This window comes from Desulfotignum balticum DSM 7044, assembly GCF_000421285.1.
Lineage (GTDB): Bacteria > Desulfobacterota > Desulfobacteria > Desulfobacterales > Desulfobacteraceae > Desulfotignum > Desulfotignum balticum.
In genome coordinates, this window is the sequence record NZ_ATWO01000002.1 from 100,413 (window position 1) to 120,754 (window position 20,342).

The following is a 20,342-nucleotide window of genomic DNA, read 5'->3' on the forward strand; positions in this document are numbered from 1 at the left end:
AAATTGTAAATGCCGTATCCATCTATGGCCTGTCCTTTATCAAAGAAATATGATAGAATATCCAAATTGTTTTTTAAATTAATTTTTAATAAAAAAAATGAGTTATATAAAAAATAAACCAAGGAGAATACATGGGATTTTTATCTGCCACCTTATCCATGAGCCGGTATCATATTTTAGATACATTTGACACCGAACCCATGGAACAGGTTCGCAACGGACTGATTCAGCACGCAATCCCGAAAACGGAGAATGAATATGAAGAAATCTCCGCTGGATGGACCCCTTTTGAAAGTCCGTATCTGCCTGATTTTGATCAATTTTCATTTATTTTTGGCAGCTATTTTCTTTTTTCGCTGCGCATTGACAAAAAATCGATCCCAGCCAAACTGGTGCACAAACAGATGGCCATTGAAATCGAGAAAAAAAAAGCGGATTCCGGCCGGGATTTCATCTCCAAAAATGAAAAATCGGAGATCAAGGAAACGATCATGGATGTGCTGATGCACAAAATGCCGTCCATTCCCAATGTGTACGATGTGCTGTGGGATTATGAAGCAAAGACCCTGTTTTTGCTCACCACCCAGAAGGCAGCCAACGAGTTTTTTGAAACCCTTTTTTTCAAATCCTTTCATCTGAAACCGGTCCGGTTGTTTCCTTATACCCTGGTTGAAACAAAATCAGCGTTTTCTTCGACACAAAAAGACCGCATCCTGACTTTAACCCCATTACACTTTTCGAGGTGACCCATGCTGGATATCGCCACTGCGTACAATAAATACTCATTTTTGGGCAATGAATTTCTCACCTGGTTGTGGTTCATGGTGGAAACCGGACAGGACATCACACAGGCCATAGAATCCAGGGATCCGGTATCCCTGGACATCGGCAATTCCCTGGTGCTGGAAAACAGCTTGGGAGACAATGCCAGGGAAAAGATCACCATCAAAGGAGACCAGGCCGGGCTGGAAGAAGGTACCACGGCCCTGAAAAAAGGGGCCAAGGTCACGGAAATGAACCTGATATGCAAACTGGGACCTGAAGAGGAATACCATTTCACCCTCAAAGGAGACAGTTTCAACATCACCGGGTTGAAAACCCCGGCTGCGGCCGGAGACGGGTCTGATGACGAAATCGAAGGCCGGATCATTGAAAAAGCCCTGCTGCTTGTCAGGATCACGCAGGTTATTGACACCCTGTTTTTCACCTTTTTAAAACAACGCACGGCGGATGACTGGAAACACAAGGGGTTTGATCCGATGCGCACCTGGATATACAATGATTAAAAAAATGATGAAAACCTGTTCAAAACAGACCGGGTTTTGAACACCTTTGGGATCATGTGTTGAAAACCCGGTCTGTTTTAATGAATTACCAACCTTATTTTCAACCCGAATTTTTAAATTTATATTTTTAATTCAAGGCAATTAAACCGTTTTGAACATATGAACACCCCTTATTGTTATTATTATTTTAAATCTATAATCCATAAATAAATATGTTTCCGATTTATCATTTGATAAAAGACCTGTTTTGATATAAATATTTCAGGAATAATCCTTAAAATATAAAAGAAAGAATAAAAAGGAACCGGAATGAGATTTTCATTTGATAAAAAAGAAGTCTTGGAAATTCTTTCTAAAATCCAGGGCATCACCGGTAGAAAAACCAACTTATCCATCACCTCGGATGTACTGATCAAAGCCATGGGAGACCAGATCATTCTCACTGCCAATGATCTGGAAACCGTGTTTATCGGTACTTATGACGCGGTTGTTGAAAAAGAAGGCATTATTTCCATCAGCGCCAAAAAATTCTTTGAAATCGTCAGAGAATATCCGGACAATACCATTCCGGTCAATGAAGTGGAAAACAGATGGGTGGAAATCGGCAAAGGAGACAGCCTGTTTCATATCGTTTCATCGGATTATGAAAATTTTCCGGAAACACCGGTCATTGAAAATGTGGATTTCATTGAAATCAATGCAAAAGATTTAAGGAAAATGCTGGAATCCGCTGCCGTGATCTCTTATGCAGGAGATGAAAAACGCACCTATGTGCTAGGGGCGTTGATTGAAAAAATTGAAAAAAACGATGTCTTGCACTTAAGAATGGTATCCACCGACTCCCGGCGTCTCAACTGTTTTGATGCCAAATACACCGGGGATCTGGTGTTGCCGAACGAGCCCGTGATCATTCCCAAAAAAGGGCTGAGCGAACTGCACAAATTTATAGACAACACCTCGGAATCCATCCGGGTGGGAATCAAAGCCAATCATTTTGTGTTTCAGCGGGCCAATGAATCCATCATGATCAAACTGCTCAGCGGAGAATATCCCAATTACCCGCCCATCATCCAGACCGATACCATGACCGGCATGGAAGTGGACCGCAACATGTTTTACACACTCATGAAACGGGTTTCCATTCTCACTTCCGATGATTACAAGAGCGTGATTCTGAATTTTAAAGAAAACGAACTCACGGTTACCATCACCAACCCGGAGATCGGGGAATCCAAAGAACGCATGATGATCGGGTATTCAGGAGACGAGATAAAAAGTGCTTTCAACCCTCGATATTTCATGGATGCTTTGAACCTGTTCGACCAGGCCACCGTGGTGGTCTACATAAAAGAAGCAAAAACGCCGTGCATCATCAAAGCCATGGATGATGACAATCTTATCTGTGCCATCATGGCAATGCATATCTCATGAAAGAAGACAACGTGACAAAAGAATACAACGCAGGCAGCATCAAGATTCTGGAAGGACTGGAAGCAGTCAGAAAACGGCCGTCCATGTATATCGGCAATGTGGACATGGAAGGACTCCATCACCTGGTGTACGAGGTGGTGGACAACAGTATCGATGAGGCCATGGCCGGCCATTGCGACACCATCAATGTCACCATTCATCCGGACATGAGCGTGAGTGTGGAGGACAACGGCCGGGGGATTCCCATTGAGATACATGATACCGAGCATGTGCCGGCCTGTGAAGTGGTCATGACCAAACTGCATGCCGGCGGCAAGTTTGACAAGGATTCCTACAAAGTGTCCGGTGGACTTCACGGCGTGGGAATTTCCGTGGTCAACGCCCTGTCCAGCCACCTGGAAATGGAAGTCTATAAAAAGGGAAAGATCTATCACCAGGTGTATTCCCGGGGTCACAAGATCACGGAGTTGGCCGTCAAGGGGGATACCGTGAAAAAAGGAACAAAAATCCGGTTCACCCCTGATTTCACGGTCATGAATGAAAATGAATTTGATTATGAAATTTTGTCCCGGCGCATGCGGGAGCTGGCCTTTCTGAACAAGGGGGTCCGGATCATTATCGAAGACGAGCGGTCCGCCCAGAAAGATGATTTTTTCTATGAAGGCGGAATTGTGTCGTTTGTGGAATATCTGAACCGCTCCTGTACGCCTTTGCATGATCCCATTCATATCGAGGGGGAAAAAAAAGATGTGCAGGTGGAAGTGGCCATCCAGTACAATGACACATTCAAGGAAAAACTGTATTCCTATGCCAACAACATCCGCACCATCGAGGGCGGATTCCATGTGTCCGGGTTCAAGGCAGCCATGACCCGCACGGTGAACGCCTATATCACCGGGGCTAAAAATCTGCCTAAAAACATGCAGAATATCAAGCTGTCCGGCGATGACATGAGAGAAGGCCTGGCCGTGATCATTTCCGTGAAGATCATGGAGCCCCAGTTCGAAGGCCAGACCAAGACCAAACTGGGCAACAATGAAGTCAAGGGTATTGTGGAATCTTTGCTCAACGAAAAACTGGCCTGGTTTCTGGAAGAAAACCCCACTGTGGCCAGACAGATCATCTCCAAGGCCGTGGATGCGGCCAGGGCCAGGGATGCAGCCAAACGAGCCCGGGAACTGGCCAGAAAAAAAGGCACCCTGATGGATTCCACCCTGCCGGGCAAGCTGGCGGAATGTCAGTTTGCCGATCCTGCGGAAAGAGAACTGTTCCTGGTGGAGGGCGATTCTGCCGGCGGGTCGGCCAAACAGGGAAGAGACCGAAGGTTCCAGGCCATTCTGCCTTTGAAAGGCAAGATTCTGAATGTGGAAAAAGCCCGGTTTGACAAGATTCTGAGAAGTGACGAGATCAAAAACATCATCACCGTGCTGGGCACAGGGGCCGGCAAGGAAGAGTATGATGTGGAAAAAATCCGGTATCACAAGGTGGTGATCATGACGGACGCGGATGTGGACGGTTCTCATATCCGGACCCTGTTGCTCACCTTTTTTTACCGCCAGATGCCGGAAATGATCGCAAAAGGATATCTGTACATTGCCCAGCCGCCGTTGTTCCGGGTGGGTTCCCGAAAAAGCGGGCTGTATCTGAAAAACGAGGAAGAATACTCCTTGTATCTGATTCAGCGCATTGCCTCGCAAAAAGATCTGTATATCGACAATCAGACAGATCCGATTCCTGAAGAAAAATTCCAGCAGTTCATGCAGAATATGACCTGGTATTTCAATGCAGTGTCATTGCTTCGGAAGCGGGATTTTGACACCAAAATGCTGCTCAATGTGATTCATCACGGGGTCAGAGACAAATTTTTCCTGGAAAAGAGAAGCAATTTCGAGGCATTGTCCCAGGATTTGAAAAATTCCGGGTATCAGCCCCAAGACATTGAATATGACCCGGAGCGCAAAATCTATGAGATGGATATCTATGACAAGGAAGGCAAGCAGTTCCTGCTGAGGGTGGGCCGGGAGATACTGGCCACCTCCGACTACAAGCAGATGCTCAAAAGCTATGAAAGAATCGCCGAGTTCAACCAGCCGCCGTTTGCTGTGATGTCCAAACAGGAAGATGCCAAAATACGAAACGAATTTGCCACTATTGATGAATTGTACGCTTTTTTAATGGCGGAAGCCAAAAAAGGGATCGCCATCCAGCGGTACAAAGGTCTGGGGGAGATGAACGCGGAACAGCTCTGGGAAACCACCATGAATCCGGAAAAACGCATGATGCTCCAGGTGAATATCGACGATGCGGAAAAAGCGGACGAGATTTTCACCCTGCTCATGGGAGAAGAGGTGGAACCCCGCCGCAATTTCATTCAAAAGCATGCCCTTGAGGTGACGTCCCTGGATTATTGAATTTCCATGGCATCCATGGCTTTTTTCATCTGCCGCATGGCCTGGCGCAGCCGTTCCTCGTTTTCCACCAGGGCCAGGCGCAGATAGCCTTCGCCTTCCTTACTGAATCCGGTGCCCGGTGCCACAGCCACATTGGCCCGGTTCATCATTTCAACGGCAAACTGCATGGCCCCCATCTTGTCAAAGGGTGCCGGGATTTTGGCCCACACAAACATGCCCGCCTTGGGAGGGGTAATATCCCATCCCATGCGGGACAGGCCGGAACATAACACATCTCTTCGGGTCTCGTAAGTTTTGGCCAGCACGGGAATGGTGTCGTCACAATCTCTTAACGCAATGATGCCCGCCACCTGGATGGCGGAAAAAATACCATAGTCAAAATATCCCTTGATCTGGCCCAACGCTTTGACAATCTGCTCATTACCTACGCAGTAGCCGATGCGCCAGCCCGCCATGTTGTAAGATTTGGAAAACGAGCCGAATTCCACGCCCACATCCTTGGCGCCCGGGGCTTCCAGAAAACTGGGGGCTTTGTATCCGTCAAACGTGATCATGGAATAGGCAAAGTCATTGATTACCATGAATCTGAACCGTTTGGCCAGAGCCACGATCTCTTCAAAAAACGCAATGTCTGTGACCACGCCCGTGGGGTTGTGGGGATAATTGAGCATCAGCACCTTCGGGGCCGGATAGCAGGACTCGCAGATCTTGATGATCCGGTCTAAAAATCCCTGTTCCGGGGCAATGGGAATTCGCATGACATTGGCCCCGGCAATGACGGCGGCATAAATGTGGATGGGAAAGGCCGGTGCCGGCACCAGCACGGAATCCCCGGGTCCCATGATGGCCAGGCACAGATGGGAAATCCCCTCTTTGGAGCCGATGGTGAAATAGGTTTCCTTTTCCGCATCCAGATTGATGTCATAATGGCGCTGATAGTATTTGGCGATCTCTTTTTTCAGATGCGGCATGCCCGAACTTTCCGGATACCGGTGGGATTTGGGGTCCTTGGCCACCTCCACCAGTTTTTCGATCACTGCATCCGGGGTGGGATCCATGGGATTGCCCATACCAAGATCGATGACATCATCTCCGTTGCGCCGTTTTTCCATTTTCATCTTATTGATCATGCCGAACAGATAGGGCGGCAGCTGATCCATGCGGCTGGCAAAACGAATGATATTTTCTTCCACGGCCATGACTCCTTGTAAAAACAATAAATAAATGAAAAATAAAATTTGGACTATACCAGATTCATATTTTAAAAATAAAGAGAAAAATTCATGATTTTATCATTGGACATCAAACCCAAAATACCATAATAATCAAGGCAAAGAAATGATGAAAGGAGACCGTCCATGACAAAAAAAGTGTGTATTGCCGGAGCCACGGGCTGGGCCGGTTCCGCGTTGACAAAAGCCGTTCACGCACAGACCGACATGCAGGTGGCGGGTGCGGTGTCCAGAACCCGCAAAGGGGAGAAACTGGCCGAGGTTCTGGGTCTTGAGAAAACAGATGTGATAATTACCGATTCTGTGACAAAAGCATCTCTGGCCGATGCCCGGGTGCTGGTGGAATTTACCAAACCTGACGTGGCCATGACACATATCATGACGGCTCTGGATGCCGGCGTACATGTGGTGGTGGGAACCTCGGGCCTGACCGATGCGGATTATGCGCAGATCCATGAAAAAGCGCTGGAAAAAAAAGTAGGTGTGCTGGCAGCGGGAAATTTTGCCCTGACCGTGGTGCTTTTGCAAAAATTTTCAGAAATTGCGGCCCGGTATATTCCTCAATGGGAAATCATTGATTATGCCGGTGACGCGAAAAAAGATTCCCCCAGCGGCACGGCCAGGGAACTGGCCTTCCGGCTGTCCCAGGTGAGACGATCCCAACTGACCGTTCCTTTGGCAGACACCCAGGGTCCCGTCGAAGCCAGGGGTGCGGACATGACCGGCTCCCAGGTGCATTCCATCCGGCTGCCCGGATTCACCCTGTCTTCGGAAATCATTTTCGGCATGCCCGACCAGACCCTGACCATCCGGCACGATGCCGGCACCAGTGCCCAGCCCTATGTGGAAGGGGCTTTACTGGCCATCCGCAAGGTGGACACCTTCACGGGTCTTCGCCGGGGCCTGGATCATGTGATGGATCTGGATTGATAAATATATAGGTTTTTACAAAAATGCTGAAAATTTTATAAACTTGCGATTGTTATTTTGACTCAAGAAAGCACTTGGGATAGTATCAGGGTGGAAAAGAGTACAGTGTGCCGTTCCGATCTCATGAATATCAATGGCCCAAGGAAAATAAGCAATGATTCATGTCAGTCAGAAAAAATTAGATAATTCCTACCGGCATCTGAAACAGGAGTGTCTAAAGAACAGTGCTGGCTCCAATGCCAGATTGTTATTATTTGTGTACGCCATCGAGTGCGGTGTTAAGGCACTATTATTGAAACGAAAACATCTGACGGATACTTATAAACTCTCAATGAATGAGGGGAATAATAAACTGTCGCACGATCTGAGAAAGTTACTGAGTAGCCTAAATTATCCTTTTTTCCAGCATTTTCCTGAAAATATTAAGTTTTTAATTCGTTCAAAAAATCCTGAAGCCGTTCCCCATAAGGAATTGCACCAAGCCCTGAGATATGGAGGAACCTTTTCCAACCCAGTGGAAAAAAACGGTTTAGAGATAAAATTGACAAAAATCGATTCTTGGTTACAGGAGGAATTAACACGATGAAATTTCTCAGCTGGCTGGATGTGAAAGATAATATTAGAAAAGAGACGGATAATTTCAGGCATCTACCAGATGGAATTATTAATCTTCATTTTTATCCGGATGAGATCGTGGTTGAACAGAAAGATGAAGATAAAAATCTCTTAAAGGAAGCGTTCAAAACCTGGTTCCCCAATCCAGATGTTTATGATCCCGTTAAAAATCAAATTTATCTGGATATTGCCCGTTTTCCAATCATAATTACCTGTGAAACAGGGTCGAATGACAGGATGAATTTTTTGGAAAGGCCTCGGTTCGACAATCTCTATTTTTCAAGAACATTCCTTTCTAATGAAACGTTAAATAATATGTCTGAACCCGAGCATAAAATAATTGCGTTTCATTCTTTCAAGGGTGGGGTTGGCAGAACACTGCTCTTGGCGGCTATGATAAAATCGTTGAGCGAAATAGTCAAAGAACAGGGGAAAGAAAAACGGATTCTGGTTATTGACGGGGATATAGAAGCCCCGGGCGTTACTTTCTGGGAAAAAAATCGAATAGGCGGTGCCGCAGATATTGGGTTTACTCAATTTCTAAATGCCATACAATATGCTAATTCAGATAGTGATTATAACCTGGATGCGGTGATCGACTATTTTGCCCAAGAGATTCGGCGGTATGAACAGGTGGTTGACTCAATAAAAATATATGTGCTGCCAGCATTCAATGATCCTTTAGATCTGTTTCAGATCAATGTTAGACCCGAACATGTATCACAGGATGACAACCCATGGAAGTTGCGGGACTGTGTTGATCGGCTCGCCACCCGGATAAACGCAGACTATGTGTTCATAGATTTGAGGGCCGGTATCAGTGAACTGAGCGCTCCTTTTCTGTTGGACCCATATATTGACCGTTTCCTTGTCACCACCTTGTCTGAGCAGTCTCTTTATGGAACAGAACTTATTTTAAGGGAAATGACAAAAATAAATAAAATAGAAAACAAGGTGAATAAAAATTTTCTACCGGAAGTCATTTTTTCCATGGTTCCGGAACATGATGAGAAACGTCTGCTTGACGCTCAAACCCGTTTTGACCAAGCCATATTCGGCCCCGAAAATGAAAATGTCCAGGAAATGGACTCAGATGAAGAATTACTTTCAGACCCTATTCCCATAAGGGTGGCTCATTTTAAAAGTGAGTTGCTCGGCATAAGGTCTTGGGAAGATGTCTGGGAGAACGCTGGTTCGATAATTGACATATTTAATAATTATTTCAGTGGATTGGAGGAACTCCGTGATGATATAGAATCAATTATCCCTGATGAGGATGAAGACGGTGTAAATCGTTTAAAAAAACTGAAAACGTTTTGTTCAGAGTATGTTTTTGCCGAGACCACAACAAAAGATAGTTTTCTGAAAACTGGTTTTTTCAAAGAATTTCCCAGGCAAAACTTCAATTCTCTCCCCCTGGTCGTATCCTTGGGTGCCAAAGGATCAGGAAAAACGTTCCATTTTATGCGCATGACAGGTTTTAAAACATATCAATCATTTTGTGATAAAATTGAACCTGGAAAAGTCAAAATAGATGCGGATTTTTTTCCCATATTAAGGTCAAGTGAAATTTTTGGTGAATCAGAAGTCATACAGCAATTAAAATTACATCAGCCCCTTTTTGACCGTTTTGATCATGATGCGTTTAAAATACAAATAGAGAAGTTCAGGGATGAAAACCATTCTGAATCAGACTGGAAAGATTTCTGGGAAAATATGATCATTCAGGCGATATCTGAGAATAACCTTGATATAAAGAACTACAGGCAGCTCGATACTTTAGTAAATAAGCCCATTATTTTATTGATGGATGGTCTGGAGAACCTTTTTCCAGACATACACTCTGATATAAACCAGCAGAATGCTATTTCCGCCTTGCTGGATATACCGGGCCGGCTTAGTGAAATAAGAGACCGTCATATAGGGTTGGTGATTTTTTTACGCAAAGATTATCTGGGCAGTGCCAAAAAGCAGAACAGCGGGCAGTTTGAAAAAAAATATGAAAACTACAAACTGCTGTGGGACAAAACCGCATTTCTTCGCCTAGTTTACTGGTTGGCCACCACATCTGGGGCTTTGGAAAAAGATATAAAGGCAGATCCTTCTTCCATGAACAAAGAACCGTTGAGTCAAAAATTAAGGCCCCTGTGGGGATTGAAGCTGGGGAATGATAATTCAAGAGAAGCGAATACCATTAATTGGGTATATGGAGCGCTATCAGATTTCAAGGGTTATCTTCAGGCCAGAGATGTGGTCCGGTTCCTGGAAGAAGCGGCAAATGCATCAGATACACACACTACAAGTCAATGGAAAGACCGGCTGATTCCACCGACTGCTATACGCCGAGCCATGGAGGGTTGCAGTTTAGAAAGGGTCAAGGAGCTCAAGCAGGAATCAAAAATTTTCAAAAAATGGGTGGATTCTTTGCAGGCAGCAGATGAACTGGTAATGCCATTTTCAAAATCACTGCTGCCAGATGACAGCAGTTCATCCCTTTTAGAATTGAAAAAACTGGGGGTGGTTTATGAGGATATAAGCGATACCACAGAAGAGTTCCGATTTTATATTCCTGAGATCTACCGCCTGGGCCTGGGATTCAAATTCAAGACCGGGGCACGCCCCAAAGTACTCAGTTTAAAACGTAAAGCCATTGGTAAAGATTTTATGTAATAGTACACATAATGCATTTGCCAGGATCGATAAGATGGATCGTATCCGTGCCTGTTATCAACAAGCCTGTCTGAGATATGTCTCAAATAGTTTTATAGCCAAAGCATCTTTGAGGGAACGGTTTTCAATAGCCAGTAAAAATTACTCAAAGGTGTCAAGGATCATTTCCGATGTCATTAAGAAAAAAATGGTCAGGCGCTATGACCTTGAAAGTTTATCCAAAAATAAGTCAAATATGTTCCTTGCTGGGCATAATTCTTATGATACTTGTAGGTTATTGGCTGACATATTTTTGAACAACAGGACTTGGCAGAAGCTTTGTTTACAGATAATAGGGTTTTTCTTGATTTTTTTTTATGTGACTGTTATGTGAATGAGCCTTGCCTCTAAGGAAAAAGATTCATTATATTTGGATATCTGATGTGGAGACCTCAGGCCAGAAAAAGATCGAATTTGGAGGATAAAAACCATGGAAACCGATCAATTATATACCGGACCCCATGAGGTCGAACTGGACAGCTGGATCAGCTGCGCACCGTTTGAAAAACTGGTGGGGATAAAGATTGTGACGGCTGAAAACGGGCGATCCTGTCTGACCATGCCGTTTGTATATAAACTGGCCCAGGGGCAGGGCCTGGCCCATGGCGGCGCCATTGTGACTTTGGCGGACACAGCCGTGGCCATCGCCATTAAAAGTTTTATTCCACCGGGAAACAGATTCGGGACCACCTCATTGAGTGCGGAATTTCTGAGACCTGTGAAAAAAGGCATTCTCACTGCAAAAGCACAAGCAGTCATGATCAAAGATCGTCAGGTGGAGGGAAAAACCACGGTATTTGACGATGAGAACAGACCGGTGATGCAGTTTTCAGCCGTGTTCAGACTTGCCGGAAAAGGGATGTCGTCAACGCAAAAATAAGGAGGTATGATATGAAAGAACAGTGGCAGTCGGCCTTTGGGCAGATGACCTATGGAATTTATGTGTTGACCACGAAAACAGATGATGGGATCAACGGCATGATCGCCTCCTGGGTGACCCAGGTGTCATATGATCCGCCCCTGATCATGGCGGCGGTGCATCCCAACCGGTATTCCCACGACATGATCGTCACCACCCGGGCGTTCGGGCTGCACATCATCAATCAGTCCCAAAAAGACCTGCTCAAACGGTTCAAAGGGCCGGACCCGAAGGAAAAGTTTGCCGGAATAAACTGGAAAACCAGAACCACCGGGGTACCTATTTTGAAAAACTGCCTGGCCTGGTTTGAACTGGAAGTGATCGAACAGCATCAGCCCGGCAACCACACCCTGTTTATTTCAAAAGTCGTGGATGCCGGGGTTCATTCTAAAGGGACACCGTTGACCACACTGGATTACGAAGGCATGTATGTGGGGAAAAACTAAGATGTTTCATGACCGGTTTCATGTGAAAAATGAGGTGGTGGTTGATGAACATACCGGCCTGATGTGGCCGAAAGATGCCGGGTTGGTGGAATTTCCCTTGACCTGGGAGGAGGCCCTGGCAGAGATAAAAACAATCAATGAAACCGGCCTGTTCGGGTATCATGACTGGAAACTGCCCAACCGCCGGGAACTGTTCAGCCTGATGAGTCATGAGGTGATCAACCCCAGCGTCGATGCCGGGCATCTGTTTACCGGCATTTTTCACGGCTATTACTGGACGTCCACCACCTGTGCCCGGCTGCCGGACCAGGCCTGGTATGTCCACCTGGGCGGGGCCCGGGTGTTCAAGGGAATGAAGCATCGTTCCTACATGGTCTGGCCGGTGCGAAAGATCCATCCCGGTGGTTCCCGGGTGTGGCAGACCGGACAGACCGTTTGTTATGATGGGTCCGGCAGCCGGATGGACTGCGACGGGTCTGGCTGAGACATGCCAATGCCTTTGACGGCCCCATGGACTGGAACACGGCATTTGACCGGGTCGCACAGATGAACCGGGACCGGGTACAAGGATATGATGACTGGCGGGTTCCGGAAATCCGGGACCTGGAAAGCCTCACAGACATGGACCATCATTCCCCGGCCCTGCCTGAAAATCATCCGTTTACCCATGTTCAGGCGTTTTACTGGTCCGCCACCACCAGCCAATATGATACCGGGTATGCCTGGGTTTTGTACACAAAGGACGGGCCTGTGGGGGTCGGGTACAAGCCGCTGACTGAATTTTTTCTGTGGCCGGTGCGCGGCCCTTATACCGGCATGGGAGCCGATGATGAAGCTGATCGCTGATAACCTGCGCATCACAAGGCCGGACATCCGTCGGGCCTTGCAGCAGTTGGACCCAAAACCGGTGCAGGATTTGGTGAAAGCCTGTGAAGCCCGGGGGGCCTGGGCCATTGACGTGAATACCGGGCATTTGGGAAAACAGGCAGGGCCGGGCATGCGGTTTTTCATGGAGGCGGTCCAGGCGGTCACCGACCTGCCGCTTCTCATCGACACGGCCAATCCCGATGCCATGGCCGCCGGGGTCAAGGCGGCGAAAAACCGGATCATTCTCAACGGGTTTTCCCTGGAACCCCGGAAACTGGAACAGATTCTGCCCCTGGTCCGGGAATATGATGCGGATATCGTGGGGTTTCTGCTGTATCCGGACTCCCGGGTGCCGATAGATGCACCCCAGCGGTTCGAGGTGGCCCAGGATCTGATGGAAGCAGTGGAATCTGCCGGTGTGGCCAAGGAGCGGGTGATCATCGATCCGGTGATCCCGCCCCTGGCCTGGGCGGACGGGATTGTTCAGGCCAGAGAGGTGATGAAGGTGATCCGCACCCTGCCCGATCTTTTGGGGTTTCCGGTCAAGACCATCGGCGGTATCTCCAATCTGGGAACCAACGCCCCGGACCGGGCGGCACGGCTGGCTGTCGAGCTAAGCTATGTGGCCATGCTGACGTCGGCCGGTCTGGATTATGCACTTCTGGATATATTGAATTTCGACCTGGTCCGGGCAGCGAAAGTGTCCGGCATCCTGGCCAGAGAAAATCTTTTTTCCTGGGCCATGGTACCTTAATGAATAAAACCGCAACAGGAGTTTTATGATGACCGAGCCGATTTTTGATTTTGACTATCTTGTCATCGGATCCGGTTTCGGCGGCAGCGTGTCTGCCATGCGTTTGTCCCAGAAAGGCTACAAGGTGGGCGTTATCGAAGCGGGAAAAAGATGGTCAGGCAACGATTTTGCCAAAACCAACTGGCACCTGCGCAAATACCTGTGGATGCCCAAACTGTTTTTATATGGCATTCAGCGGATGAACCTGCTCAATGATATTTTTATCTTGAGCGGCGCCGGTGTGGGCGGCGGCAGTCTGAACTATGCCAATACCCTGTATGTGCCCCCGGATCCTTTTTTTGATCATGAAGTTGTCAAGCGCATGGGGGGAAAATCCGAACTCATGCCCTATTATGAGCTGGCCCAAAAAATGCTGGGGGCCACGGAAAACCGGTATATCGGCGAGGCAGACCATCTGATGCGCCAGACTGCGGCGGAATATGGAAGGGAGCACACCTTTCACAAAACCCGGGTGGGGGTGTATTTCGGAGAACAGGGCAAAAAAGCCAAAGACCCTTATTTTCTGGGACAGGGGCCGGACCGGGTGGGGTGTGAACTGTGCGGGGCATGCATGACCGGATGTAGGAAAGATGCCAAAAACACGCTGGACAAAAATTATCTGTTTTTTGCGGAAAAATTCGGGGCTCAGATCATTGCTGAACACGGGGTGACAGATATTTTTCCGTTGTCGGACGACGGGTCTGAGGGATACCGGGTCACGGCGGTGAAGACCACGGGAATCCTGAGACTTGAAACCGTTTATTACACAAAAGGGATTGTGCTGTCCGCCGGGGTCCTGGGAACCCTGTCTTTGCTGCTGACCATGAAGGAGAAAGGGCGATTGCCCAACCTGTCGGATCAGCTGGGGCATCGGGTCAGAACCAACAGTGAAGCCATTTTGTCGGTCAGGGCCAATGCCAGGACCGCAGATTTTTCCAAAGGCGTGGCCATTACATCGAGTGTGCATCCGGACGACCATACCCATATGGAGCCGGTGCGGTATGCCCAGGGCAATGATTTTTTAGGACTTTTGGCCGTCTTGATGACCGACGGCGGGGGCCGGGTCCCCCGGATAGTCCGGTATATCGCCAATGTGCTGAGACATCCGATATCGTTTTTCCGGCTGTTGAATCCGTTTGGATTTGCCCGCAGAAACCTGATCGTTCTGGTGATGCAGACCCATGACAACTATTTGAATGTGTCCCGGAAACACCGAAAGATCTGGCCGTTTGTCAAAACCCTGGCATCGAGACAGGCCAGTGACAGAAAAAATCCGGTCTACATCCCCATTGCCCATGACTTTGTCCGGCGCCTGGCCCGGCGGGTGGACGGCATTCCGGTCAGCATTTTTTCAGAAGTGTATCTGAACGCGCCCATCACGGCCCATATCATGGGGGGATGCAGTGCGCACACAGATCCGGAAAAAGGGGTAATCGATGACAGAAATCAGGTTATGGGGTATAAAAACATGCGGGTGGCGGACGGGTCCATGATACCGGCCAACCTGGGGGTGAATCCGGCGTTGTCCATCACTGCTCTGGCGGAAAGGGCCATGTCCTTTGTTCCGGCAAAACAGTCAAATATAAACTTTTTACAGGTGGAAAAAAAATGGGGAATCACAGAGTTGCTGAACAGGGAAACCGGCCATGAATAAAACAAATAAAATCCACAATATCTGTATCTATGGTACGGGGGGTATCGGCGGTTATTTTGGCGCTAAAATCGCCCACACATGCAATCATGACCAAACATTGGCGTATGACTGTTTTTTTGTGGCCAGGGGAGATCACCTCCAGGCCATCAGGCAAAAAGGCATCACGCTGATTTCTGAGGAAAAAACCATTACCGGGGTGCCGGCGGCAGCCACGGACCATATGGATGATCTGCCTGATCCGGACCTGATTTTTGTCTGTGTTAAAAGTTATGACCTGGATGGAGCCGTCAAAGCCATTGTGCCAAAAATTCATGAAAACACCATTATACTGCCGTTGCTGAACGGGGCTGATATTTATGAAAGGATCAGAAAAAATGTGGCCACGGGTGTGATCCTGCCCGCCTGTGTCTATGTCGGCACCCATATCCAGGGGCCCGGCGTGATTTTTCAGAGTGGCGGAGACGGCAAGATTTTATTTGGGGCGGATCCGAAATATGAATCGTTTGATCCGCAACCTGTTACCGATTTTTTCGATGCCATGCAGATCAATTATCAATGGCGTACCGATCCTTATCCGGATATCTGGAGCAAATACCTGTTTATCGCAGCCTTTGCACTGGCCACGGTGTTTTTCAACAAAACCATCGGTGAAGTGGCCGCGGATCCAAAGGCAACACAGACCGCCCGTGAAATCATGAAAGAAATCCAGGCCATAGCCACAGCCAAAGGGGTTGAACTGCCGGAACATATCATCACAAAGCAGCTGGCCATGGCGGCTCAATTTCCCTATGATACAAAAACATCCTATCAACGGGATGTGGCATCCAAAGGACGGGTGAATGAAGGTGATCTATACGGGGGTACGATTCTCAGGCAGGGGGCTGAACTGGGCGTTTCCACCCCGGTCACCCGGTCGGTGTATTCAGCCATTCAGGACCGTCTGTCAGCCAAGTAATCCCACAATGGCGCCGGTCATGCAGGTGGCGATGGTGCCGGCGATAATGGACTTGAGACCCAAGGACACGATCTCTCCCCGGCGTTCCGGCGCCATTGTGCCCAATCCGCCGATCATGATGCCCAGGCTGCCGGGGTTGGCAAATCCGCACATGGCATAAAGCATGATCAGCCGGCTGTCCGGCCCCAGACTGTCTGCCGGCAGCCCGGCCAGGTTCAGGTAGGCCACGAATTCGTTGATAATGGTTTTGGTGCCCATCAGCCCCCCGGCGATGCCGGCTTCCGCCCAGGGAACGCCCATGAGCCATACCACCGGTGACATGATCCATCCGAAAATCCGCTGCAGTGTCAGGGGCGTGCCGTTTACAACCGGCAGAATTTTGAGCAGGATATCTGCCAGATGCACCAGTGCCACCAGCACCACGAGCATGGCAATGATGTTGATGAGCAGTTCCACGCCCTGAAGGGTGCCCCGGGTGACGGCATCCATGGAACTGGTGGCCGGGTCCGGTTCGGTGAGCTCTCCGGAAGTGACCGGGCGGGTTTCCGGGATCATGATTTTGGCCACGGTGATGGCGGCCGGCGCACTGATGATGGAGGCGGCCAGGATATGGCCTAACACATTGGGGATGATGTCTCCCAGGATGTTGGCATACAGCACCATCATGGTGCCGGCGATGGTGGCCATGCCCGAAGTCATCAGGGTGAACAGTTCACTGCGGGTCAGGGAACGGACATAAGGCCGAATAAACAGAGGGGACTCCACCATGCCCACGAAAATATTGGCAGACACACCTAAGCCTTCAGCCCCGCCCAGTTTGAAGAGTTTTTCAAGCACCCGGGAAAATTTCTGAACCACCCAGGGCAAAATTTTCCAGTAAAAAAGCAATGAAGACAAGGCACTCATGAGCAGCACTAACGGCAGGGCCTGAAATGCCAGGATAAAGGATGCACCAGCAAATTTCTCTTCAAAGGGCAAAGTGCCCCCCCCCAGGTAGCCGAATACCATGGAAGTGCCGGCCCGGGTGGCCTGTTCCAGGGCCAGAACCATCTGATTGAGCAGGACAAATCCCTGGCTCAGCAGCGGGATCTTGAGAAAAATCAGGGCCAGCAGAAATTGAAATCCTAAGCCGACGGCAATGGTTTTGATGTTTACCCGGCCCCGGTTTTCACTGATCATCCAGGCCAGCCCGATAAAAACGATCAGACCGGCAACGCCTTGAATTATCATGGTGTTTCTTTCAGCTCAAATATAGTGGTTTAAGTCAAATGCATCCTGAAACCCTATAATTCATTTGGCGGATCACGTCAACGATTCGGTGCATAAGTCGCGTTTTTGCAACCAAATTATAGTGATTTTTCATGTTTTTTGGGTTTACTTTTCTGTTTTACAGGCATATGAAGACAAAACGGGATCGTTTTATCAGGATAAACAATGGCATTTATTTTGCAGACTCGTATAGGAAATTAAGGAGAACTACATTTTGGAAGCATACGTGATATAGGGTTTTTGCCAGACAAAAGCGGCCGACGCCGACCGTTTTTGCCGTGATTTATATTAACGGCTACATCTCACAGCCATAAGGAGGAGAGAAACAATGGATGCGTTATTAATCATGGTGGTTTCCTTTATCGGTTATATTTTTATGTATCAGGTGTATGGCCGGTTCATTGGAAAGAAAATTTTCAAACTGGCCCAGGGCGCTGAAGTGCCATCGGTTGTCATGGAAGATGGTGTGGACTATGTGCCCACCAAAAAAGAGGTGATCTTCGGCCATCACTTCACTTCCATTGCCGGTACGGGTCCCATCGTGGGACCGGCCATTGCCATTATCTGGGGATGGGTGCCGGCCATGATCTGGGTGTTTTTCGGCAGCATTTTCATGGGTGCTGTGCATGATTTCGGCGCGTTGATTATTTCCATGAGGAACCAGGGAAAGTCCATTGCCGACTATACCTCAAAATATGTCAACAACCGCACCCGGTTTTTCTTTTTTCTCATCGTTTTTCTGGAATTATGGATCGTGATCGCCGTGTTCGGTCTGGTGATCGCCGTGGTCTTTGCCATGTATCCCACATCGGTTTTTCCGGTCTGGTGTGAGGTGGCCATTGCCCTTTACTTAGGGTATGCCATCTACAAACAGGGCAAAAGCATCATCACCTGGTCCATCATTGCCGTGGTGCTCATGTATGTCACCGTGTTCATCGGTGCGGTGCTGCCCATCAAAATGCCCACCATTGCAGGGATTCCGCCCACAGGGGTGTGGACAATTGTTTTGCTGATCTATGCGTTTATCGCCTCCACCCTGCCGGTCACCACGTTGCTGCAGCCCCGGGATTTCATCAATTCCCATCAGCTCATGATCGTGATGGTGCTGCTGATGATCGGCGTGGTTTTTTCCGCTTTTTTTGCCAACCTGTCCATTGTGGCACCGGCCGTTCAGATGAATCCGGCCCAAGCCCCGCCCATGTGGCCGTTTTTGTTCATCACCATTGCCTGTGGCGCGATTTCCGGGTTTCATTCCCTGGTGTCTTCGGGCACGTCTGCCAAACAGGTGCGGTATGAAACCGATTCTTTGTTTGTGGGATACGGGTCCATGCTCATGGAAGGGGCCCTGGCCACTTTGGTGATCATTGCCGTGGCTGCCGGTATCGGTATGGGATATGTGACCAAATCCGGTGAAACCCTGATGGGAGTAGCTGCCTGGACCACCCATTATTCCTCCTGGGCCGCAGCCGCCGGCTTGGGTTCCAAAGTAGCCGCATTTGTGGACGGGTCCGCCAACATGCTTGCGGCATTCGGCATCCCGGCCAGCATCGCCGTGGTGATTATGGGTGTGTTTGTGGCGTCCTTTGCCGGTACCACCCTGGATACGGCCACCCGGATTCAGCGCTATATTCTGTCCGAGCTGTTTGACAGTGTGAAGCTCACGGCATTGACCGGCAAATATGTCACCACGTTTCTGGCCGTGGGAACGGCCCTGCTGCTGGCATTTGCCACCGGTCCCAGCGGAAACGGCGCCCTGAAGCTGTGGCCCCTGTTCGGTGCCGTGAATCAGACCCTGGCCGGTCTGGCGCTGATTATCATCACGTTGTACCTCAAAGACAAAGGCGGGGTGAAATGGATGATTTCCGGTATCCCGGCCGTGTTTATGATGGTGATGACCATCTGGGCGTTGATCCTGAACCAGGGCAGTTTCGGCACGGCCCACAACACCCTGCTTCAGGTGGTTAACGCCATTATTCTGATTCTGGCGGTCTGGATCACGGTGGAAGGGGTATTGCGGTTTTTTACCGTCACCCCCGGGGGTGAGATTGCATCAGAACACAGATAAGTTCCGACTGGGGCGCGATGCATAAAACGCTTCAGAAACACTATATGATACTGATGTTGCCGGGCCTGGGACTGTTTCTGGTCCTGGGCCTGGCATTTGCACTGAATCTGGTTTCACCGGGCTGGTTTGTTCTTTCTTCCCGGGTCTATGTTATCGTGTTTGTGGCCGCTGTTATGACGGCCATTGCCGGACCGATTTTTTTAAGGACCCTGTTTGCCCATTCCGTAAGAGCACGGCACCATGTCGATGCTGCTGATTTTCTCAAGTTTCAGCGACGGCTCTTGCAGGTGTCTCAGACAACGGTGTATCTGGCGGTTGCAGCGGTATGGTTCAGTTTTCCCCGGTTTTATGCAGCCGCCATTGTGTTGATGGGATTGTATGCCATGTATTATTACTATCCGTCCCGGCAGCGGATCGATTTTGACAAAAAAATATTCCGGGTGACATGAAAAACGACAACACACCATTTCCGCCTTTTTGGGGCCGGATCAAAAAACAGGCCCTCAGCTGGTGGCAGGCCGCAGATGAGGTGGCACGTAACAAAGCGGTCCACACCATTGAAGCGGAGTGCGAAGAGATGGAATATATTTTTGCGCTGCTGGTGCAGGGATCATTTGTGGGCCTGCCGTCTCCGCCGGCACATCTGAGTATGGATCTTCTGCCGCTGATGGAAAAGGACCTGATGCTGTTGCTGGAAAGGATGAACACGTCAAACCAACCGTTGTCCCGGTTGTTTTCCGTGTTCGATATTTCGTGATCC

General features: G+C 48.8%; 19 protein-coding genes. 17 read left to right on the forward strand and 2 right to left on the reverse strand.

What is annotated here, in order from left to right:
• Positions 1-131 precede the first annotated feature (131 nt).
• From rdgC to gyrB, 4 genes are all read left to right on the forward strand, one after another.
• Complete coding sequence (gene rdgC / locus K365_RS0124495; protein ID WP_006966899.1) at positions 132-746, forward strand: recombination-associated protein RdgC; 615 nt, start codon at positions 132-134, stop codon at positions 744-746.
• 3 nt (positions 747-749) lie between these two features.
• Positions 750-1,286, forward strand: coding sequence for a hypothetical protein (locus tag K365_RS0124500; protein ID WP_006966900.1), 537 nt, complete (start codon positions 750-752; stop codon positions 1,284-1,286).
• Positions 1,287-1,595: 309 nt separating this feature from the next.
• Positions 1,596-2,717: a DNA polymerase III subunit beta gene (dnaN, locus tag K365_RS0124505; protein WP_006966902.1), complete on the forward strand. Its 1,122-nt coding sequence runs from the start codon at positions 1,596-1,598 to the stop codon at positions 2,715-2,717.
• Entirely contained in the window at positions 2,714-5,128 is a 2,415-nt protein-coding gene (gene gyrB / locus K365_RS0124510; protein ID WP_024336734.1) for a DNA topoisomerase (ATP-hydrolyzing) subunit B, read from the forward strand. Before dnaN ends, gyrB begins: the two co-directional genes overlap by 4 nt.
• Here gyrB and K365_RS0124515 read toward each other — a convergent pair.
• Positions 5,122-6,327 (reverse strand): aminotransferase class I/II-fold pyridoxal phosphate-dependent enzyme, encoded by a 1,206-nt coding sequence (locus K365_RS0124515; protein ID WP_029725780.1) that lies wholly within the window; start codon positions 6,325-6,327, stop codon positions 5,122-5,124. The two genes, gyrB and K365_RS0124515, sit on opposite strands and share 7 nt — an antisense overlap.
• A 159-nt stretch (positions 6,328-6,486) precedes the next feature.
• On the opposite strand from K365_RS0124515, the gene dapB reads away from it, so the two are divergent.
• The 10 genes from dapB (at position 6,487) to K365_RS0124565 (ending at position 16,248) form a co-directional block, all read left to right on the forward strand.
• Positions 6,487-7,290 (forward strand): 4-hydroxy-tetrahydrodipicolinate reductase, encoded by an 804-nt coding sequence (gene dapB / locus K365_RS0124520; protein ID WP_024336736.1) that lies wholly within the window; start codon positions 6,487-6,489, stop codon positions 7,288-7,290.
• Between the two features lie 154 nt (positions 7,291-7,444).
• Entirely contained in the window at positions 7,445-7,876 is a 432-nt protein-coding gene (locus tag K365_RS0124525; RefSeq protein ID WP_024336737.1) for a hypothetical protein, read from the forward strand.
• Positions 7,873-10,575 carry a KGGVGR-motif variant AAA ATPase gene (locus K365_RS0124530; RefSeq protein ID WP_024336738.1) on the forward strand — a complete coding sequence of 901 codons (2,703 nt, stop codon included), beginning with the start codon at positions 7,873-7,875 and terminating at the stop codon, positions 10,573-10,575. Before K365_RS0124525 ends, K365_RS0124530 begins: the two co-directional genes overlap by 4 nt.
• 469 nt (positions 10,576-11,044) lie before the next feature.
• Entirely contained in the window at positions 11,045-11,494 is a 450-nt protein-coding gene (locus K365_RS0124540) for a PaaI family thioesterase (RefSeq protein WP_024336740.1), read from the forward strand.
• Positions 11,495-11,505: 11 nt separating this feature from the next.
• Positions 11,506-11,979: a flavin reductase family protein gene (locus K365_RS0124545; RefSeq protein WP_024336741.1), complete on the forward strand. Its 474-nt coding sequence runs from the start codon at positions 11,506-11,508 to the stop codon at positions 11,977-11,979.
• 1 nt (position 11,980) lies between these two features.
• Positions 11,981-12,463 (forward strand): Lcl C-terminal domain-containing protein, encoded by a 483-nt coding sequence (locus tag K365_RS28975; protein WP_245569305.1) that lies wholly within the window; start codon positions 11,981-11,983, stop codon positions 12,461-12,463.
• Between the two features lie 26 nt (positions 12,464-12,489).
• Complete coding sequence (locus K365_RS28980; RefSeq protein WP_245569306.1) at positions 12,490-12,825, forward strand: Lcl C-terminal domain-containing protein; 336 nt, start codon at positions 12,490-12,492, stop codon at positions 12,823-12,825.
• Positions 12,806-13,600 (forward strand): dihydropteroate synthase, encoded by a 795-nt coding sequence (locus K365_RS0124555; RefSeq protein WP_245569307.1) that lies wholly within the window; start codon positions 12,806-12,808, stop codon positions 13,598-13,600. The genes K365_RS28980 and K365_RS0124555 overlap by 20 nt, the downstream gene beginning before the upstream one ends.
• 25 nt (positions 13,601-13,625) lie before the next feature.
• Complete coding sequence (locus tag K365_RS0124560; protein WP_245569308.1) at positions 13,626-15,293, forward strand: GMC oxidoreductase; 1,668 nt, start codon at positions 13,626-13,628, stop codon at positions 15,291-15,293.
• A complete protein-coding gene (locus K365_RS0124565) occupies positions 15,286-16,248 on the forward strand; it encodes a ketopantoate reductase family protein (RefSeq protein ID WP_024336744.1) in 963 nt (320 codons plus the stop codon). The genes K365_RS0124560 and K365_RS0124565 overlap by 8 nt, the downstream gene beginning before the upstream one ends.
• Here the strand turns inward: K365_RS0124565 and K365_RS0124570 are convergent.
• Entirely contained in the window at positions 16,237-17,478 is a 1,242-nt protein-coding gene (locus K365_RS0124570; protein WP_024336745.1) for a NupC/NupG family nucleoside CNT transporter, read from the reverse strand. The genes K365_RS0124565 and K365_RS0124570 overlap by 12 nt on opposite strands.
• A 367-nt stretch (positions 17,479-17,845) precedes the next feature.
• Between K365_RS0124570 and K365_RS0124575 the strand changes: the two genes are divergently transcribed.
• Genes K365_RS0124575 through K365_RS0124585 form a run of 3 tightly spaced genes read left to right on the forward strand, consistent with a single transcriptional unit; the run spans position 17,846 to position 20,339 of the window.
• Complete coding sequence (locus K365_RS0124575) at positions 17,846-19,582, forward strand: carbon starvation CstA family protein (RefSeq protein ID WP_006966941.1); 1,737 nt, start codon at positions 17,846-17,848, stop codon at positions 19,580-19,582.
• A gap of 44 nt (positions 19,583-19,626) precedes the next feature.
• Positions 19,627-20,031, forward strand: coding sequence for a hypothetical protein (locus tag K365_RS0124580; RefSeq protein WP_152427683.1), 405 nt, complete (start codon positions 19,627-19,629; stop codon positions 20,029-20,031).
• Complete coding sequence (locus K365_RS0124585) at positions 20,028-20,339, forward strand: DUF7990 family protein (RefSeq protein WP_006966943.1); 312 nt, start codon at positions 20,028-20,030, stop codon at positions 20,337-20,339. The genes K365_RS0124580 and K365_RS0124585 overlap by 4 nt, the downstream gene beginning before the upstream one ends.
• The last annotated feature ends 3 nt before the right edge of the window (positions 20,340-20,342 follow it).

Coding starts and splice junctions, on each gene's coding strand:
- rdgC (WP_006966899.1), top strand. CDS start 132: ATGGGATTTTTATCTGCCACCTTATCCATGAGCCGGTATCATATTTTA.
- K365_RS0124500 (WP_006966900.1), top strand. CDS start 750: ATGCTGGATATCGCCACTGCGTACAATAAATACTCATTTTTGGGCAAT.
- dnaN (WP_006966902.1), top strand. CDS start 1,596: ATGAGATTTTCATTTGATAAAAAAGAAGTCTTGGAAATTCTTTCTAAA.
- gyrB (WP_024336734.1), top strand. CDS start 2,714: ATGAAAGAAGACAACGTGACAAAAGAATACAACGCAGGCAGCATCAAG.
- K365_RS0124515 (WP_029725780.1), bottom strand. CDS start 6,327: ATGGCCGTGGAAGAAAATATCATTCGTTTTGCCAGCCGCATGGATCAG.
- dapB (WP_024336736.1), top strand. CDS start 6,487: ATGACAAAAAAAGTGTGTATTGCCGGAGCCACGGGCTGGGCCGGTTCC.
- K365_RS0124525 (WP_024336737.1), top strand. CDS start 7,445: ATGATTCATGTCAGTCAGAAAAAATTAGATAATTCCTACCGGCATCTG.
- K365_RS0124530 (WP_024336738.1), top strand. CDS start 7,873: ATGAAATTTCTCAGCTGGCTGGATGTGAAAGATAATATTAGAAAAGAG.
- K365_RS0124540 (WP_024336740.1), top strand. CDS start 11,045: ATGGAAACCGATCAATTATATACCGGACCCCATGAGGTCGAACTGGAC.
- K365_RS0124545 (WP_024336741.1), top strand. CDS start 11,506: ATGAAAGAACAGTGGCAGTCGGCCTTTGGGCAGATGACCTATGGAATT.
- K365_RS28975 (WP_245569305.1), top strand. CDS start 11,981: ATGTTTCATGACCGGTTTCATGTGAAAAATGAGGTGGTGGTTGATGAA.
- K365_RS28980 (WP_245569306.1), top strand. CDS start 12,490: ATGGACTGGAACACGGCATTTGACCGGGTCGCACAGATGAACCGGGAC.
- K365_RS0124555 (WP_245569307.1), top strand. CDS start 12,806: ATGATGAAGCTGATCGCTGATAACCTGCGCATCACAAGGCCGGACATC.
- K365_RS0124560 (WP_245569308.1), top strand. CDS start 13,626: ATGATGACCGAGCCGATTTTTGATTTTGACTATCTTGTCATCGGATCC.
- K365_RS0124565 (WP_024336744.1), top strand. CDS start 15,286: ATGAATAAAACAAATAAAATCCACAATATCTGTATCTATGGTACGGGG.
- K365_RS0124570 (WP_024336745.1), bottom strand. CDS start 17,478: ATGATAATTCAAGGCGTTGCCGGTCTGATCGTTTTTATCGGGCTGGCC.
- K365_RS0124575 (WP_006966941.1), top strand. CDS start 17,846: ATGGATGCGTTATTAATCATGGTGGTTTCCTTTATCGGTTATATTTTT.
- K365_RS0124580 (WP_152427683.1), top strand. CDS start 19,627: ATGATACTGATGTTGCCGGGCCTGGGACTGTTTCTGGTCCTGGGCCTG.
- K365_RS0124585 (WP_006966943.1), top strand. CDS start 20,028: ATGAAAAACGACAACACACCATTTCCGCCTTTTTGGGGCCGGATCAAA.